Here is a 16,007-nt window from a genome sequence, read left to right as displayed (position 1 = left end):
TATGAAAGCAATTTTTCAATCCGGTCTTCACGAACCCGCGCAATACATCGATCTGGAAACCCCGGTGGCCGGGCCGGGCGAGGTCATCGTGCAAATTAAAGCCGCAGCGATCAACCACCGGGATGTTTACGTCCAGCACGGTTTGTACCCCAAAATGAAGCTTCCCGTCGTGCTGGGTTCCGACGGCGCGGGCGTGGTGGTCGAAACCGGCGAAGGCGTCGATCCGGCCTGGCTCACACAGGAGGTTATCATCAATCCGGCGCTGGACTGGGGATCGAATCCTCATTTCTACGGAGCCGATTTTCGGATTCTGGGAATGCCCGAAAACGGGACATTTGCCGAATACCTGAAAATCGACGCCCGGTATTTACACCCGAAACCGGCCCATCTTACTTTTGAACAGGCGGCCGCTTTTCCGCTGGCGGGATTAACCGTCTGGCGGGCGTTGATGACCCGCGCGAAACTTCGTACTGACCAACCGGAACGGGTTTTGATTACCGGTATCGGCGGGGGAGTAGCCCTGACGGCCTTGCAGTTCGCTGTAGCAACCGGCGCCGAAGTTTGGGTAACATCTGGTTCGGAAGATAAACTGCAACGCGCAAAGGATTTGGGCGCAACCGGTGGTGTAATCTACCGGGACGCCGATTGGGCCAAAACCCTTCTGGCGCAAGCCGGGGGCGGCAAAGGCGGTTATTTCGATGTCATCATCGACAGCGCGGCCGGGCCGGGATTTGCCAAACTGGTCGATGTAGCCGCGCCGGGCGGACGGATCGTTTTTTACGGCGGAACTACCGGTAACATCATGGATGTCGTTCCATCGAAAGTTTTCTTCAAACAATTGAATATATTCGGCACGACGATGGGAACTGAGTCCGAGTTTGCCGACATGATCCGCTTTGTGGAAGCAAATCAACTCGTTCCCGTACTGGACGAGGTGTTTCCGTTGGCAGAAGCCGAGCAGGCGCTCCGCAAAATGGAAAGCGGAAAACAATTTGGCAAGCTGGTTTTACAAGTTTCATAGCCCAACCCGATACCCATGAACAAAAAACGCCGGGATTTCCTAAAACTGACCGGTTTGGCCGGTGCCGGACTCACCACCGCTCCATTCAGCTACGGTTTGCCCCCTCTGCCTCCTGCCCCGCGCCCTCAGGTATTTAACATGAGCGGTTTTAGCGCGCCCAAAATCGATACGGTTCGGATTGGGTACATCGGCATCGGAAATCGGGGGACGGGCGCGCTGCAGCGAATTGTTCACCTGGACAATGTGGTTATTCAGGCCGTTTGTGACATCCGGCCGGAGCGCATTGAACAGGCCCGGAAGTCGCTGGAGAAAACCGCTCATCGGCCGACGTTCTACAGCGGAAAAGCCGACGCCTGGAAAACGCTCTGCGAACGAAAAGACATCGACCTGATTTACATTTGCACGCCCTGGAACCTGCACGCACCGATGGCCCTGTATGCCATGGAGCAGGGCAAACACGTGGCCTGCGAAATTCCGATTGCCACCACCGTCGAGGATTGCTGGAAACTCGTAGAAACCTCCGAGCGCACCAAAAAGCATTGCATGATGCTGGAAAACTGCTGCTACGATTTCTTCGAATTGTTGACGCTGAACATGGCGCGTCAGGGATTTTTCGGCGAAATCGTCCACGTCGAAGGCGCTTACATTCATGATATTTTTGATTCACTTTTCGATAAAAGCAAGCGCTACGATCTCTGGCGGTTGAAGGAAAACCAGCGCAACGGGAATCTGTACCCAACCCACGGTCTGGGGCCGATCGCCCAGGTGCTCGACATCAACCGGGGAGATCAGATGGATTACCTGATTTCAATGTCCAGCAATGATTTTATGCTGGCCAAAAAAGCGGATGAACTGGCCAAAACCGACGATTATTTCAAACAATACAAAGGAAAATCGTTCCGGGGAAACATGAATACGACCACCATCCGCACCAAAAAAGGCCGCACGATCATGCTCCAGCACGACGTCAGTTCGCCACGGCCGTATTCCCGGCTTCACCTCATCAGCGGTACCAAAGCATCCGCCCAGAAATACCCGCTGCCAGGTCGCATTTCGACAGGTCACGAATGGCTGTCGGAACAGGAGTACCAGGAACTGGAGAAAAAATACCAACCGGAAATTGTCAAACGCGTGGGTGAGCTGGCCAAACAGGTCGGCGGACATGGCGGGATGGATTTTCTGATGGACTGGCGACTGATCGACTGCCTGCGCAACGGGTTGCCGCTTGATCAGGATGTGTACGATGCCGCGCTCTGGAGCAGCATTGGCCCGCTCAGCGAATGGTCGGTAGCGCATCGCTCCAACTCCATCGACGTGCCGGATTTTACCGGCGGTTCCTGGAAAACCAATAAACCGGTCGACATCAGTCTGGCTTCCGGCGGAACCACGCGCATTAAAGATTTATAAGAACCCTCAAACATGACTATTCAGATTTTAAAAACCGGTGAGCAACTCGGCGAAGTGTCGGGTAAAGCGGCCGCAGACATCATCCGGCAAGCCATTGCCGACCGGGGCCAGGCCAACGTCATTCTGGCGACCGGCACCAGCCAGTTTGCCACCCTGCAACAATTGATTCGGGAAGACATTGACTGGAGCCGGGTCGTTATGTTTCACCTCGATGAATACATCGGTTTGCCGATTACCCATCCGGCCAGTTTCCGGAAGTATTTGCAGGAGCGGTTTCTGGACCAGGTTCCGGCGCTGAAAGCCAGTTACCTCATCAGCGGGGAAGGCAATGCTGAGGAAGAAATCGAGCGGTTGGGGACGCTTATTGAAGCGCATCCCATCGACGTGGCACTGGTTGGGATCGGCGAAAACGGTCATCTGGCGTTCAACGATCCGCCGGCCGACTTCGACACCGAAAAACCGTACATAATCGTTGAGCTGGATACGGCCTGTCGAAAACAACAGTTTGGTGAAGGCTGGTTTCCGACGCTGGCGGACGTTCCGACGCAGGCCATCAGTATGTCGGTGCGGCAGATCATGAAATCGCATCACATCATCTGTTCCGTTCCGGATGAGCGGAAGGCGCAGGCCGTTAAAGACTCGCTGGAACAACCCATTAGCAATCTTTTTCCGGCCAGTATTTTGCAATCGCACCCGAATTGCCAGCTGTATCTCGACGAAGCTGCCGCCAGTTTGCTCACGACTGAAATCCGTCAAACCGCCGAATAACTGCCGCTGCGAGTTGTTTAGGAAGAAGCAAAAGCAGAAAAACGGATACGTTGTACATTCAATTGTAAGCAACTGTTTATCAGGCAATAATGTTTCAGTAATTGATCATTTTTCTGAGAAAAAGATAACCGGAAAGGACTTATCCACATCCCTGTGTGGATAAGTCCTTATTTTATCCCATTTGTCCACATTTTTTTCGGCAAAGATGACCAAATTATCTTTGTGAATAAGCTGAGAATAAGGTGATAAGAGCGAAGGAAACCATACAAGATTTGCTGGAAAAACGCCGGTCGGCGGGCTTGTTGCGGTCGTTAAAAAAACCGGCCGGGCTGATTGATTTCTGTTCGAACGATTACCTGGGTCTGGCGCGGTCGGCGGTTTTGCGGCATACCATCGAACAAGCCGTTTTGACCCGGTCAAATTTGCTGAACGGTTCGACGGGTTCGCGATTGCTGGCTGGAAATTCGGCGCTGGCGGAAGAAATCGAAACCGAGATTGCCGATTTTCACGAAACCGAAGCTGCGTTGATTTTCAATTCCGGTTATGACGCGAACGTGGGCTTGCTGGCGAGCTTGCCACAACGCGGTGATACGTTGTTGACCGATGAACTGATTCACGCCAGCATGATCGACGGCGCCCGGCTGAGCGTTGCCAATCGCTTCAAGTTTAAACATAATGACCTGGCTGACCTGGAAAACCGCTTACAACGCGCCAGCGGCACGGTTTACGTCGCCATTGAATCGGTTTATTCGATGGACGGCGATCTGGCTCCGCTGCCCGAAATCGTTGACTTGTGCGAGCGGTACGAAGCCGCTTTGCTTGTCGACGAAGCCCACGCAACGGGCGTTTTTGGTCCAAAAGGGGGAGGATTAGTACAGGCGCTGGGTCTGCAAAACCGGGTATTTGCGCGGGTTCATACCTTCGGAAAGGCACTCGGCGTTCACGGGGCCGCCGTGGTGGGTTCGGCGGCATTGCACGATTTTCTGATTAATTTTGCGCGCCCGTTCGTGTATTCAACGGCCTTGCCTCCGCATAGTTTGCTGGCCATTCAGAGTGTCTACCGGTTTTTGCCGGAATGCGAAGCGTTGATTCAACGGTTGCAGAATTTACGGAGCTACTTCCAGCAGCAGATTGAGCAACAGTTGCCCGAAACGGAGTGGACTTCGGCCGAAAGTCCGATTCTGGGCTTGATCGTTCCGGGAAATGATGCGTGCCGGGCGGTGGCAACGCATCTCCAGCAGGCCGGTTTCGACATCCGGCCCATTGTCAGTCCGACAGTTCCGGCGGGGCGCGAACGACTTAGGATTTGTCTGCACGCGTATAATTCCGAAACCGAGATTGATACATTGGTGCGGGCATTACAAAAAATAAGATAGGAACGCGGCCGGGTCGCCGATGCGATTTGACGGATTGAACGGATTAAAAACGGATAAAATCAGTTTTAATCTGTTTAATCCGTTCAATCCGCGTTCCTATCCCCAACTTGTCAATAAAATACATGCGTAAATTAATCATTGCCGGAATTGGGACCGAAATCGGTAAAACCGTCGTTTCGTCCATCGTGGTGGAAGCCCTTCAGGCCGATTACTGGAAACCGGTGCAATCCGGTGCGCTGGAAGATAGCGATACCGAAACCGTCCGGCGGCTGATTTCCAATCCCGTTACCCGGTTTCATCCGGAAACGTACCGGTTGCGCGAACCATTGTCTCCCCACGCAGCAGCCGCCATCGACGGCATTGAAATTTCGCTGAATGCGTTCCAGTTACCCAAAACCGCCAACGCTCTGGTCGTCGAACTGGCGGGCGGTTTGCTGGTTCCGCTAAACGACCACGACCTGACGATTGATCTGGTTCAGCAACTGAATCTCCCGGTTTTGCTGGTTTCCAAACACTATCTGGGGAGTATCAATCATACCTTATTGTCGGTCGAAGCGTTGAAAAACCGGGGTATTCCGATTCTCGGATTGGTTTTTAACGGCCCGTCGACCCCGGCATCGGAAGAATTTATTGTCAATTATACCGGCTTACGTCGTTTCGGGCGGATTGATTGGGAAACCGGAATTAGTAAAGAATTTGTCAGTCGTTATGCCGCTGTTATGCGTGCTTTATTGGAAGAACACGATGGAAATTGATACGAATGAAAACCGGACCGGTCTGGCTCTGGAATGGGCCGAGCGCGACAAGGCCGTAATCTGGCATCCGTTCACGCAAATGCAAACCGCTCCGCTGCCGATTCCGATTGTTCGGGGTGAAGGCACGCTGTTGGTTGCCGAAGACGGAAAAACGTACATCGATGCGGTTTCGTCGTGGTGGGTTACTATTCACGGCCACAGCCATCCGTACATTGCCGAAAAAGTGGCCGAACAGCTTCAAACGCTCGAACACGTCATTTTTGCCGGTTTTACACACCAGCCTGCCATCGAACTGGCCGAGCGGTTAATCACGATTTTACCGAAAAATCAGGCCAGGGTTTTCTATTCCGATAACGGCTCGACGGCGGTGGAAGTGGCGCTCAAAATGGCGTTTCAATACTGGCACAACCTTGGAAAACCACGCCGGAAAGTGATTGCGCTGGACGATGCCTACCACGGCGATACGTTCGGGGCGATGGCGGTCAGCGGACGGAGTGCCTTTACGGCTCCGTTTGTGCCCTTTCTGTTTGATGTCGAATACATTCCGGCGCCTGTTCCGGGGCAGGAGCAGGTGGCGCTGGAGCGGTTACAGGCCTTATTGAGTGACGAGGTCGCGGCTTTTATCGTAGAACCGCTGGTGCAGGGATCGGGCGGCATGGTCATGTATGCGCCGGAGATTCTGAATCAGCTCATGAGTTTGGCCCGGAGCCACGGTGCGCTGATCATTACCGACGAGGTAATGACCGGTTTTGGCCGAACCGGCAAACTGTTTGCGTCGCACTACCTGAGCGAACAACCGGATTTGATGAGTTTATCGAAAGGATTGACCGGCGGAACCATGGCGCTGGGCGTCACGACCTGTACAAACGAAATTTACAACGCATTTCTATCCGGCGACAGGCACAAAACCCTTTTTCACGGGCACTCCTTCACGGCCAATCCGCTGGCCTGTACGGCGGCCCTTGCCAGTCTTGATCTGTTGCTTTCCGACGAAACACAGGCGGCTATTCAGCGCATCGTCCGGCGGCAGGCGGTTTTTGCGGGACAATTGAAGCAAAAACCGGGTGTGAAAAACGTTCGCCAGCAGGGCACGATTCTGGCGTTCGATCTGGATGTAGACGACTCGAACCGGGCTTACTTCAGCAATATCCGGGATATAGCTTATAACTTTCTGCTCAATGAGGGAGTTTTGATGCGGCCTTTAGGGAATGTCCTGTATATTTTTCCGCCGTACTGCATCACCGATGAGGAACTGAACACGGTTTATGCGGCCGTCGAGAAATTGCTCAGGCATCTGAATCAATCGTAAAACCGCCTTTACAAGGCGTACCAGCGAATCAGCAAACCGCCTAAAACCGCACCGATAATCGGGCCAACGATGGGCACCCAGGCGTAACCCCAGTCCGACGAACCTTTCCCGGGAATCGGCAGAATCGCATGGGCAATGCGCGGACCGAGGTCGCGGGCGGGATTGATGGCGTAACCGGTCGTTCCGCCCAATGAAAGGCCAATGCTCCAGACCAGAACCCCGACCAGGTACGGTCCCAGCCCAATCGCAATCGTTCCGAGGGCTTTGGCCGAAATTCCGGCAATGCCGATGATGAGCGCGATGGTTCCGATGGTTTCGCTGATCAGGTTACCCGTTGGGTGACGGATAGCCGGGTCGGTGGAAAAAACCGCCAGTTTTGCCCCCGGATCGGGCGTGGCGGCCCAATGCGGCAAATACTGGAGCCATACGAGGACTGCCCCTAAAAATGCCCCGATGAGTTGAGCGGGAATGTAGCTGGCCATTTTGCTGAAATCGCCGGTGGCAACGGCGAAAGCCACCGTGACAGCCGGATTCAGGTGGGCGTCGATACTTCCAAACACCTTGGCAACGAATATGCCCAACGTCACGGCAAATGCCCAGCCGGTGGTAATGACAATCCAGCCGGACGACTCTCCCTTGGTTTTCTTCAATACCACGTTTGCGACAACGCCATCGCCCAATAAAATCAATATCATGGTGCCAACCAGTTCACCGAGGAAGGGAGAAAGTTGCATAGAACTAAATGAGTGGGTTTAGGAAAAGCACAAAGCCTTATAAAGTCAATAAAATATTTGTTCTGTCATAAAGCCGCCAATATACAGGAATTTTAATTATTCTGGAGAATGGTTTCGAGTGGTTCCGTTAACTTTGCGGTTTCTTTTTTCGCCTATGCAACTTTCCGCGCTTTCCGCACTTTCTCCCATCGATGGCCGTTACCGGCGTCAGATTGAATCTTTGGCCCCATATTTTTCGGAATGGGGACTTATTCGTTACCGCATTCGGGTTGAAATCGAGTATTTTATCGAACTCTGCGAACTGCCGCTTCCTCAACTGAAAGACATCGACCCGGCGGTTTTTCCGAAATTACGCGCGCTGTATGAGAATTTTACGGAAGCCGATGCGCTGCGGGTGAAAGAGATTGAGCGCGAAACCAATCATGACGTCAAAGCCGTCGAATACTTCATCAAGGAGAAACTGGCCGATCTCAACATCGCCGACCACCTGGAATTCATTCACTTCGGACTGACGTCGCAGGACATCAACAACACCGCGACTCCGCTGTTGCTGAGCGATGCGCTGGAAACCGAGATTGAACCCCAATACCGGGAGGTCTTCATGAAATTGCAGAAACTGGCGGAAAAATGGAAAACCGTACCGATGCTGGCCCGCACCCACGGCCAACCGGCGTCGCCCACGCGGCTGGGGAAAGAAATCATGGTTTTTTGTGAACGGATTGAAAAACAGCTTTTTATGCTAACCGACATTCCGGCCGCAGCTAAATTTGGGGGTGCAACCGGCAATTTTAACGCCCATAACGTAGCCTATCCCGACATTGACTGGAAATCGTTCGGCGACGGTTTTGTCGAAAAACTGGGTCTGGAGCGCAGCCAGAACACCACCCAGATCGAGCATTACGACATGCTGGCGGCAACGCTCGACGCGTTTAAGCGGCTGAATACGATCCTGATCGATCTGAATCGTGACATGTGGGCCTACATTTCGATGAACTACTTCAAGCAGCAGATTAAAGCCGGGGAAGTCGGATCGTCGGCCATGCCGCACAAAGTCAATCCGATCGATTTCGAAAATTCGGAAGGAAATCTGGGCATTGCCAATGCACTGTTTGAGCACCTCTCAGCGAAATTGCCGATTTCGCGGCTGCAACGTGACTTGACCGACTCCACGGTGTTGCGGAATCTGGGCGTTCCGTTTGCGCATTCGGTCATCGCGCTGAAATCGCTTTTAAAAGGTTTGGGAAAACTGCAATTGAACGAAGCCGCAATTCAGGCCGATCTGGAGGATAATTGGGCCGTGGTCGCCGAAGGCATCCAGACCATTCTCCGGCGCGAAGGGTATCCTAAACCGTATGAAGCGCTAAAGGATTTGACCCGCACGAACGAAAAAATCACTGCCGAAACGATTGCCCGGTTTATCGATGGATTGAATGTTTCAGAGTCGGTAAAAACCGAACTGCGGGCAATTACACCGTATAGCTATACCGGAATCTAACCCTGACAGCGGCTGAATTTAGAGTTTGAAATAAATTACTAAACCGCTGTCAGGGTCTACGACCGTTGACAGGGTTTTACGATTTGCTCAGTTCCGTGGCCCGGGTTTGGGCGGCTTTAATCCCCGCAATCAATGTGTCGGATAAACCGCCTTCCTCAAAGCGTTTCAGCGCAGCTTCGGTCGTTCCACCTTTGGAAGCCACGGCTTTGATCAGGTCGTCCAGTGATTTGTCGGCATTGTTGATCAGGTGGAAAGCGCCCAGCATCGTTTGCTTCACCAGCAGCGAAGCCACCGAATCATCAAAGCCCATTTGCTTCCCGGCTTCGACCATCCCTTTGACGAGGTAGTAAAAGTAGGCCGGGCCGCTGCCGCTCAGCGCCGTGACGGCATCGAGCAGGGCTTCGTCTTCCAGAAAAATCGAACGGCCCGTCGCGTTGATCAGGTTTTCGACTTTCCGCAAATTGTTCAAATCCACTTCTTTTGCCGCCGTAAAACCGGTAATGCCCATTCCCAGCATAGCGGGCGTATTCGGCATCGCGCGGATCACCAGCCGATGGCTCAATTTCTCCTGAATGGCCGCAATCGGAATCCCGGCCATGATCGATAGAATGACCTGTTGCGGCTGGATTGCTTTTCGTAATTCTTCCTGTAAACTACTGAAATCCTGAGGCTTAACGGATAGGATAATCAAATCCGAATCTGAAATGCGGGCACTGATCGTATCGACCACGACCCCGGTTTTTTCGGCTTTTAACGCTTCGGAGCGGTCAGCGCTTTTTTCAATTAATAGCAGGTCGTCTTTTTTTACCAGATCATACTGCAAAAAGGACTTGGCAAAGGCCATGCCCATGTTGCCGCAACCGACAATAGCAATTTTCATTTTTAGTGGGTTTTCAGTTTATGGTTTTCAGTTTACGGTTTTCGGTAGGCTGACGCATTCTAAAAGCGTGCGCCAGCCACCGTAAACTGAAAACCGTAAACTTTTGCTTATTTATCCAGGATTTCGCCAAGCTTTTGCTCCAGCGCCGGGCCACGGAGATTTTTGGCGATGATTCGGCCTTCTTTATCCAGCAAAAAAGTAGTCGGAATGACTTGAATCGAGTACTGAATGGCTACGGGCGAAGCTCCGTTCTTTTTCCCCAGCACGTTGGTCCAGATCATGCCGTCGGTCTGAACGGCTTTCAGCCATTTGTCCCGGCTGTCGTCGAGCGAGATGCTATATACTTCAAATCCCTTTTCCTTGTATTTGTTATACATCCGGACCACATTCGGGTTTTCCTGCCGACACGGCCCGCACCACGATGCCCAGAAATCGATCAGCACGTATTTACCCCGTAACGACGACAGGCTAATGGCCTTGCCCTCCGCGTTTTCCAGCGTAACATCCGGTGCCGTTGCGCCTTCCACCACCGCAACCTGATTGGCTTGTGCGCTCTGCTCCGCCTTCATCGATTTCACAAACTCGATAAACGCCGTAGCCTGCTTCCCGGTTTTGTTGGCTGCCTGCATCTTTTGCGCCAGCGACTCATACAGGGCAAAATGGTCTTTCGGATCCAGGTATTTCAGGGCGATCATGGCCACACTCGCCGTACCCATCTGCGGAATCATCGTCTTGACGGTTTCGATCACTTTCTGATTTGCGGTGACGACCTCCTGGTCAATGGCCTGACCGGCTTTGAAATCGTCCTTCTGCGCAGCTGCCGCGGCCCGTTTCTGCCAAGCCTTGTGTTTTTCCCGCATTTCGGTGTCGATGGCCACAATTTTCGGGTAGAACTCCATATTGGTAGAACCCGTTATCTGCCATTTGCTTTTGTCGTTGGCATCGGCCGTAACCGTCAGATTTTCACCACCTTCCACCAACAGACTCGAAACCTGCCCGTTGCCCAGATTCAGTTTGTAGAAACTTCCGCCGTTCACTTCGCGGCCTTTCAGGGCGAACTTTCCCGAAGCGTCGATTTGGGCGGAGTCGATCTTTCTTGAAATCTGTTCGTTGGTTTCCAGATACGCTTTACTGCCCGGTTTGGCATTTTGCAGCGTACCGCTTACCGTAAATTCGTTGCCGGCAGTCTGGGCCAAAACAGCTGCTGGTAGGGCCAATCCCATTAAAACGACGAATCCAATCCGATTTGTTTTCATTTTCCCTGACTGTTATAACGGAGACGACAATGCTTTTTGGAGCAATTCATTGGTCAATTTCGGGTCGGCGCTGCCCTTCGATTTTTTCATTACTTCGCCGACAAACAGGCCCAGCAGTCCTTTTTTACCCTTTTTGTACTCTTTCACTTTATCGGGCCAGGCCGCCAGCACCTCATTTACCAACGTTTGCAATGCATCGGTATTGCTGTTTTGGAGTAAATTCTGTTCCTGCGCCACCTGTTCCGGCGACTTTTCCGGCTGCTCGATCAAAACCGGAAAAATCCGCTGGCTGGCCGTCGAGAAACTGACTTTTCCCGAATCTACTAAATTAATCAGTTCCGACAGTTTTCCGGCCGAAAGCGAAAACTGACCATCGCGCAGCGTTTTCTCGGTCAAATGCGCTTTCACCGGACCCATGATCCAGTTGGAAACTGCCTTGTAATTCGTCGTTTGCTGACAAACCGCTTCAAAATAATCCGCCAGCTCTTTTACATCGGCGATCAAAGTCGCGTCGTATTCCGGCAAACCGTAGTGATTCAGCAGCTTTTCAAACCGCTCTTTTGGCAACGCGGGCATTTGAGCGCGAATGGCGGCCAGCCACTCGTCCGAAATAATAACCGGGCTCAGATCCGGGTCCGGAAAATACCGGTAGTCGTTCATGGTTTCCTTCATCCGCATGCCGTGCGTCAGGCCGGTATTGGCGTCGAACATGCGGGTTTCCTGCACAATCGTTCCGCCGTTTTCAATTGTTTCGACCTGCCGCCGTAACTCGGTTTCGATCGCCCGCTGCACATTGCGGATGGAGTTCATGTTTTTGATCTCGACTTTCGTTCCAAACTCCTCTTCGCCCCACAAGCGCACCGAAATGTTAACGTCGCAACGCAGCGAGCCTTCTTCCATATTGCCATCGCAAATATCCAGGTACCGAACCAGCCGCCGGACTTCGGTCAGGTAGGCAGCCGCTTCTTCGGCGCTGCGAATCACCGGATCGGTCACCATCTCGATCAGGGGCGTTCCGGCGCGGTTGTAGTCCAGCGACGTATGCCAGTCGCCGTCGTGAATCGATTTTCCGGCGTCTTCTTCCAGGTGAATGTGGTGCAGAAAAACCGCTTTTTCGACCAACTGCCCGCTGGCGTCCTTGAATTTCACCGGCACCCGGCCCCCGACGCAAACCGGTGTTTTATCCTGCGACAACTGGTAGCCCTTCGGCAGATCGGGATAAAAATAGTTTTTGCGGGCAAAGACATTGTATTGCGTAATCGCTGATTGACAGGCTACTCCCATGCGAACCGCCAGTTCGACGGCCCTGCGGTTGAGTTTGGGCAAGGTGCCCGGATGCCCCAGCGTGATGACGCTGATGTTGGTATTCGGATCGCTGCCGAACTGGTTGGAATCGGCGGCAAAGATTTTTGTTGCCGTCAGGAGCTGACAGTGAACTTCCAGACCAATCACCAGTTCGTATTTCGCCAGTACCGCTGCGGATACCGCCTTTTCAGCCGTTTCAGAAACCATGAAGCAAAATCTTAAGTAAAAGCCTGGTTTACGGTTTTCAGTATACGGTTTTCGATAGCTGGCACACGCTGATCTATGAATGCGTTAGCCACTGAAAACCGTATACTGAAAACCGTAAACCCTATAAGGTAATTAATCCGCAAAGATACGGTTAAAATCTCATTTCACTATTCAGAGGAGTACTTGTAAAAAACCGGTTTTTATTGACTAATTCCGATATAAACGATGATTATAAAAACAACTTTTACAAACTGAATTTTTCGACAACACATTGTATTCAAATAAGTTATAAATTTATTTTCAATATTTTAAATATGTATTCTGAGCTATTTACCAAATTAACCAATTGTACTTTGTCCGTTTACCAAAACTTAATACAACCATGAAAAGGAAAATTTACATTCTGAAAAACCGGAAACCGGCCCTGTTGGTACTGGCGCTGACGGGTCTGTTTCTACTGAATTCTGCCCGTGCTCAAACCCCGGAAGCGATTAGCGAAAATGCGAAAACGGAGTCCGCGATGAAGTTGTCTTTTAAAGAAGTGGGAAACCTGCGATTCCGGCTCGAAGTTACGCAGCCGCTACTGGTCCTGCACGACGTCGTCGATGTGTTTATTGTCAGCAGCGATCGGCAGGTTTTATTTGCGAATACGTATTCCCACCACGCACTTCGCATCACCACATTCGACCTTTCAACTTTGCAGGACGGAACCTACGGTTTTGAAATCCGCTCGGGAGCAACCCGGATCGCGCAGAAGTTTGATATCAAGACCAAGTCCAACCGAGTCATTCTTGCCCGGAATTAAAAACCGGTATTCCAGCGAAACGGCCGGATGCGAAAGAGTCCGGCCGTTGTTTTTACATCCCGCTCCAGCGAAACCGCATGTAGGTCTGCGCCAGCAACGCGATCTTTTTCAGGTCCGGTACCCGCACCCGTTCCTCCTGAATCCGCGATGCCGGAACCTGTTTGATTTTGTTGAAAAGCGTCTGGTAATATGTATACGCCAGATAAACGCCCATTCGGGCCCCACGCGGAAGATTCAGAATACCGATATAGGCTTCATCAAAATCCCGCTGAATATCTTCTTCAATGAGTTGCTTGGTGTCTTTGGTAAAATCGTTAAAATCGACACCGGGGAAATAAATCCGGCCCCGATCGACATAATCGCTCTTGAGGTCGCGCAAAAAATTTACTTTCTGAAAAGCCGCTCCCAACTTGCGCGCGGGTTCTTTCAGCCGGTCAAACATCGCCAAATTGCCCTCGCAAAACACCCGCAGACACATCAGCCCCACTACTTCCGCCGAACCGTAAATGTATTCCTGGTAACTGTTGTCCGTGTATTCGTTACAATACAGATCCATTTCCATGCTTTTCAGGAACGCATCGATCAATTTCCGATCAATGCTGTAGGTTCTGACAACGCTCTGAAACGAATGCAGAATCGGGTTCAGACTGATTCCGGTTTCAATGGCTTCGTAGGTATCTTTTTTAAATTTGTCCAGCAGGTACTTCTGATCGTGGTCGTAAAACGTGTCCACAATCTCGTCAGCATACCGCACGAAACCGTAAACGGCATAAATCGGAAAATGAAATTTCCGATTCAAGGTCTTGATCCCCAGCGTAAATGAAGTACTGTACCGTTCCGTAATCAGCTTGCTACATTCTAACGCACTTCGATTAAATAACTCGATCATAAACGTTTTTTGCTGGGCTGAACCATCGCGCATTCATCGCCGGATCAGCTATTAGTAGTCTTGTTTGTCTAAAATCAATCACCCAAATTCCTTCGCCACCTCGTCGGCCACCACCAGCCCGGAAATTAACGACGGCGGTACGCCCGGCCCCGGAACCGTAAGCTGACCGGTGTAAAACAGGTTGTTGACCTTCCGGTTTTTCAGGCCCGGTTTTAAAATCGCCGTCTGGCGCAACGTATTCGCGAGCCCGTAGGCATTGCCCCGAAAGGCGTGGTAATCCGCCATGAAATTGCTATGGGCGTAACTTCGTTTAAAAATCACGTGATCGCGAATGCTTTCGCCCACATACGCTTCCAGCCGCTCCATCACAATGTTGTAATACCGTTCGCGCGTTTCGTCCGGGTCGTTCAGATCCGGAGCCACCGGAATCAGGATAAATAAATTCTCCATTCCCGCCGGAGCCACGCCCGGATCAGTTTTCGAGGGTGCCGAAACGTAAAACAGCGGTTTGGTCGGCCATTGCGGTTTTTCGTAAATTTCGAGCGCATGAAGCCCGAAATCTTCGTCGAAAAACAGATTGTGATGCTGCAAACGCGGCACCCGTTTGTCGATTCCCAGGTAAAACAGCAACGACGATGGCGCCAGCACCCGGCTGTTCCAGTACCGATCGTCGTAATTCCGGTATTCCGGCGTCAGCAACTGGCTATCGACGTGCTGGTAATCGGCTCCGGCCACCACCACATCGGCCTCGAACGTTCCCTGATAGGTTTCGACTTTGTTGGCAATACCATTTGTTACACTAATTTGTTTGACCGGATGGTTCAATAAAACCGTCACGCCTTTCTCCTCGGCCAGTTTCACCATTGCTTTCACAATCTCGTGCATGCCGCCCATCGGATACCAGGTGCCCATCGAAATTTCAGCATAGTTCATCAGACTATACATCGCCGGTGTGTTGGCAGGTGTGGCTCCGAGAAACAAAATCGGAAATTCCATCAACTGCAACAACCGTTCGTTGCTAAAGTATTTACGAACGTGGCTCGCAAACGATTGGAACACATCCAGCCGCAGTACGTCGCTGAGTAGTTGCAGGCTCATAAATTCCGAAACCCGCCGACTCGGTTTCCAGACAAACTGATTGATCCCGACATCGTATTTATAAGCCGCCTGTTTCAGAAAATCGAGCAACCGACGACCGGCGCCCGGCTCCATTTCGTCAAAAACCGCCTGCAACTTTTCAATTCCGGCGGGCAGACTCACGGCATCGTCGGGGCCAAAAATGACCGCATACGACGGGTCGAGCCGAACCAGGTTGTAATAATCCGCCGGTTTTTTGCCAAACCGGCCAAAATACGTTTCAAAGACATCAGGCATCCAATACCAGCTGGGGCCCATGTCGAACGTAAAACCGTTCTGCTCAAACACCCGGGCGCGCCCGCCCGCCTGCGTGTTTTTTTCCAGAACCGTTACTTCGAATCCTTTGTCGGCCAGGCTGGTAGCCGCCGATAAACCGGCAAACCCAGCCCCAATAACAATTGCTTTTTTAGACATATAGAACATTTTTGTCCCCAACCAAACTCCTAATTGCCGGGTAATAAACGCAAAAAAGACGGATTGAAAAATCCGTCTTCTCGCTAACCAAAAAAGTTAGACGGAAACCATCTAACTTTTCGGAACCTTCCTCTTTTTTAACCAAAAACTACTCAATCAATGTCTTTTTGAGAGGTTAGAAGTTAGACAAGAGAGTAAAGACAAGTACAAAATGAAGTAGTCTTTATTCTCTTGTCTATCCTCTTTTCT

At 51.6% G+C, this 16,007-nt stretch carries 14 protein-coding genes; 8 read left to right on the top strand and 6 right to left on the bottom strand.

Features of this window, described 5'->3' with window-relative positions:
• The first annotated feature begins 1 nt into the window (after position 1).
• The 6 genes from EHT25_RS27475 (at position 2) to bioA (ending at position 6,636) form a co-directional block, all read left to right on the top strand.
• Positions 2-1,021: a zinc-binding dehydrogenase gene (locus EHT25_RS27475; RefSeq protein ID WP_124878571.1), complete on the top strand. Its 1,020-nt coding sequence runs from the start codon at positions 2-4 to the stop codon at positions 1,019-1,021.
• A 15-nt stretch (positions 1,022-1,036) separates the two neighbouring features.
• Positions 1,037-2,428, top strand: a complete 1,392-nt coding sequence (locus EHT25_RS27470) for a Gfo/Idh/MocA family protein (RefSeq protein ID WP_124878570.1) — start codon at positions 1,037-1,039, stop codon at positions 2,426-2,428.
• A gap of 12 nt (positions 2,429-2,440) precedes the next feature.
• Positions 2,441-3,196, top strand: coding sequence for a glucosamine-6-phosphate deaminase (locus EHT25_RS27465; protein ID WP_124878569.1), 756 nt, complete (start codon positions 2,441-2,443; stop codon positions 3,194-3,196).
• Between the two features lie 272 nt (positions 3,197-3,468).
• On the top strand, positions 3,469-4,572 hold the full coding sequence (locus EHT25_RS27460; protein ID WP_310588784.1) for an aminotransferase class I/II-fold pyridoxal phosphate-dependent enzyme: 1,104 nt from the start codon (positions 3,469-3,471) through the stop codon (positions 4,570-4,572).
• Positions 4,573-4,694: 122 nt separating this feature from the next.
• The gene (bioD, locus tag EHT25_RS27455) at positions 4,695-5,327 is read left to right on the top strand and encodes a dethiobiotin synthase (RefSeq protein ID WP_124878567.1); all 633 of its coding nucleotides are present in this window, start codon (positions 4,695-4,697) and stop codon (positions 5,325-5,327) included.
• Positions 5,317-6,636 carry an adenosylmethionine--8-amino-7-oxononanoate transaminase gene (gene bioA / locus EHT25_RS27450; RefSeq protein ID WP_124878566.1) on the top strand — a complete coding sequence of 440 codons (1,320 nt, stop codon included), beginning with the start codon at positions 5,317-5,319 and terminating at the stop codon, positions 6,634-6,636. Before bioD ends, bioA begins: the two co-directional genes overlap by 11 nt.
• Before the next feature lie 8 nt (positions 6,637-6,644).
• On the opposite strand, the gene EHT25_RS27445 is transcribed toward bioA, so the two are convergent.
• A complete protein-coding gene (locus tag EHT25_RS27445; protein WP_124878565.1) occupies positions 6,645-7,370 on the bottom strand; it encodes an MIP/aquaporin family protein in 726 nt (241 codons plus the stop codon).
• Between the two features lie 154 nt (positions 7,371-7,524).
• Between EHT25_RS27445 and purB the strand changes: the two genes are divergently transcribed.
• Positions 7,525-8,865, top strand: coding sequence for an adenylosuccinate lyase (gene purB / locus EHT25_RS27440; RefSeq protein WP_124878564.1), 1,341 nt, complete (start codon positions 7,525-7,527; stop codon positions 8,863-8,865).
• Between the two features lie 76 nt (positions 8,866-8,941).
• Here the strand turns inward: purB and proC are convergent, their stop codons facing one another.
• The 3 genes from proC to gatB form a co-directional block, all read right to left on the bottom strand.
• On the bottom strand, positions 8,942-9,745 hold the full coding sequence (proC, locus tag EHT25_RS27435; protein ID WP_124878563.1) for a pyrroline-5-carboxylate reductase: 804 nt from the start codon (positions 9,743-9,745) through the stop codon (positions 8,942-8,944).
• Between the two features lie 107 nt (positions 9,746-9,852).
• Positions 9,853-10,941 (bottom strand): TlpA disulfide reductase family protein, encoded by a 1,089-nt coding sequence (locus tag EHT25_RS27430; RefSeq protein WP_185731510.1) that lies wholly within the window; start codon positions 10,939-10,941, stop codon positions 9,853-9,855.
• 72 nt (positions 10,942-11,013) lie between these two features.
• The gene (gatB, locus tag EHT25_RS27425) at positions 11,014-12,513 is read right to left on the bottom strand and encodes an Asp-tRNA(Asn)/Glu-tRNA(Gln) amidotransferase subunit GatB (RefSeq protein ID WP_124878561.1); all 1,500 of its coding nucleotides are present in this window, start codon (positions 12,511-12,513) and stop codon (positions 11,014-11,016) included.
• A gap of 382 nt (positions 12,514-12,895) precedes the next feature.
• Here gatB and EHT25_RS27420 point away from each other — a divergent pair, with 382 nt between their 5' ends.
• The gene (locus tag EHT25_RS27420; RefSeq protein WP_124878560.1) at positions 12,896-13,318 is read left to right on the top strand and encodes a hypothetical protein; all 423 of its coding nucleotides are present in this window, start codon (positions 12,896-12,898) and stop codon (positions 13,316-13,318) included.
• Positions 13,319-13,370: 52 nt separating this feature from the next.
• Here the strand turns inward: EHT25_RS27420 and EHT25_RS27415 are convergent, their stop codons facing one another.
• Positions 13,371-14,207: a phytoene/squalene synthase family protein gene (locus EHT25_RS27415; protein ID WP_124878559.1), complete on the bottom strand. Its 837-nt coding sequence runs from the start codon at positions 14,205-14,207 to the stop codon at positions 13,371-13,373.
• Positions 14,208-14,285: 78 nt separating this feature from the next.
• Positions 14,286-15,758, bottom strand: coding sequence for a bifunctional phytoene desaturase/3,4-desaturase (crtID, locus tag EHT25_RS27410; protein WP_124878558.1), 1,473 nt, complete (start codon positions 15,756-15,758; stop codon positions 14,286-14,288).
• Positions 15,759-16,007 lie beyond the last annotated feature (249 nt).

The organism is Larkinella rosea, assembly GCF_003858635.1.
Taxonomy (GTDB): Bacteria; Bacteroidota; Bacteroidia; order Cytophagales; family Spirosomataceae; genus Larkinella; species Larkinella rosea.
This window is presented reverse-complemented; position numbering and strand designations above follow the sequence as displayed.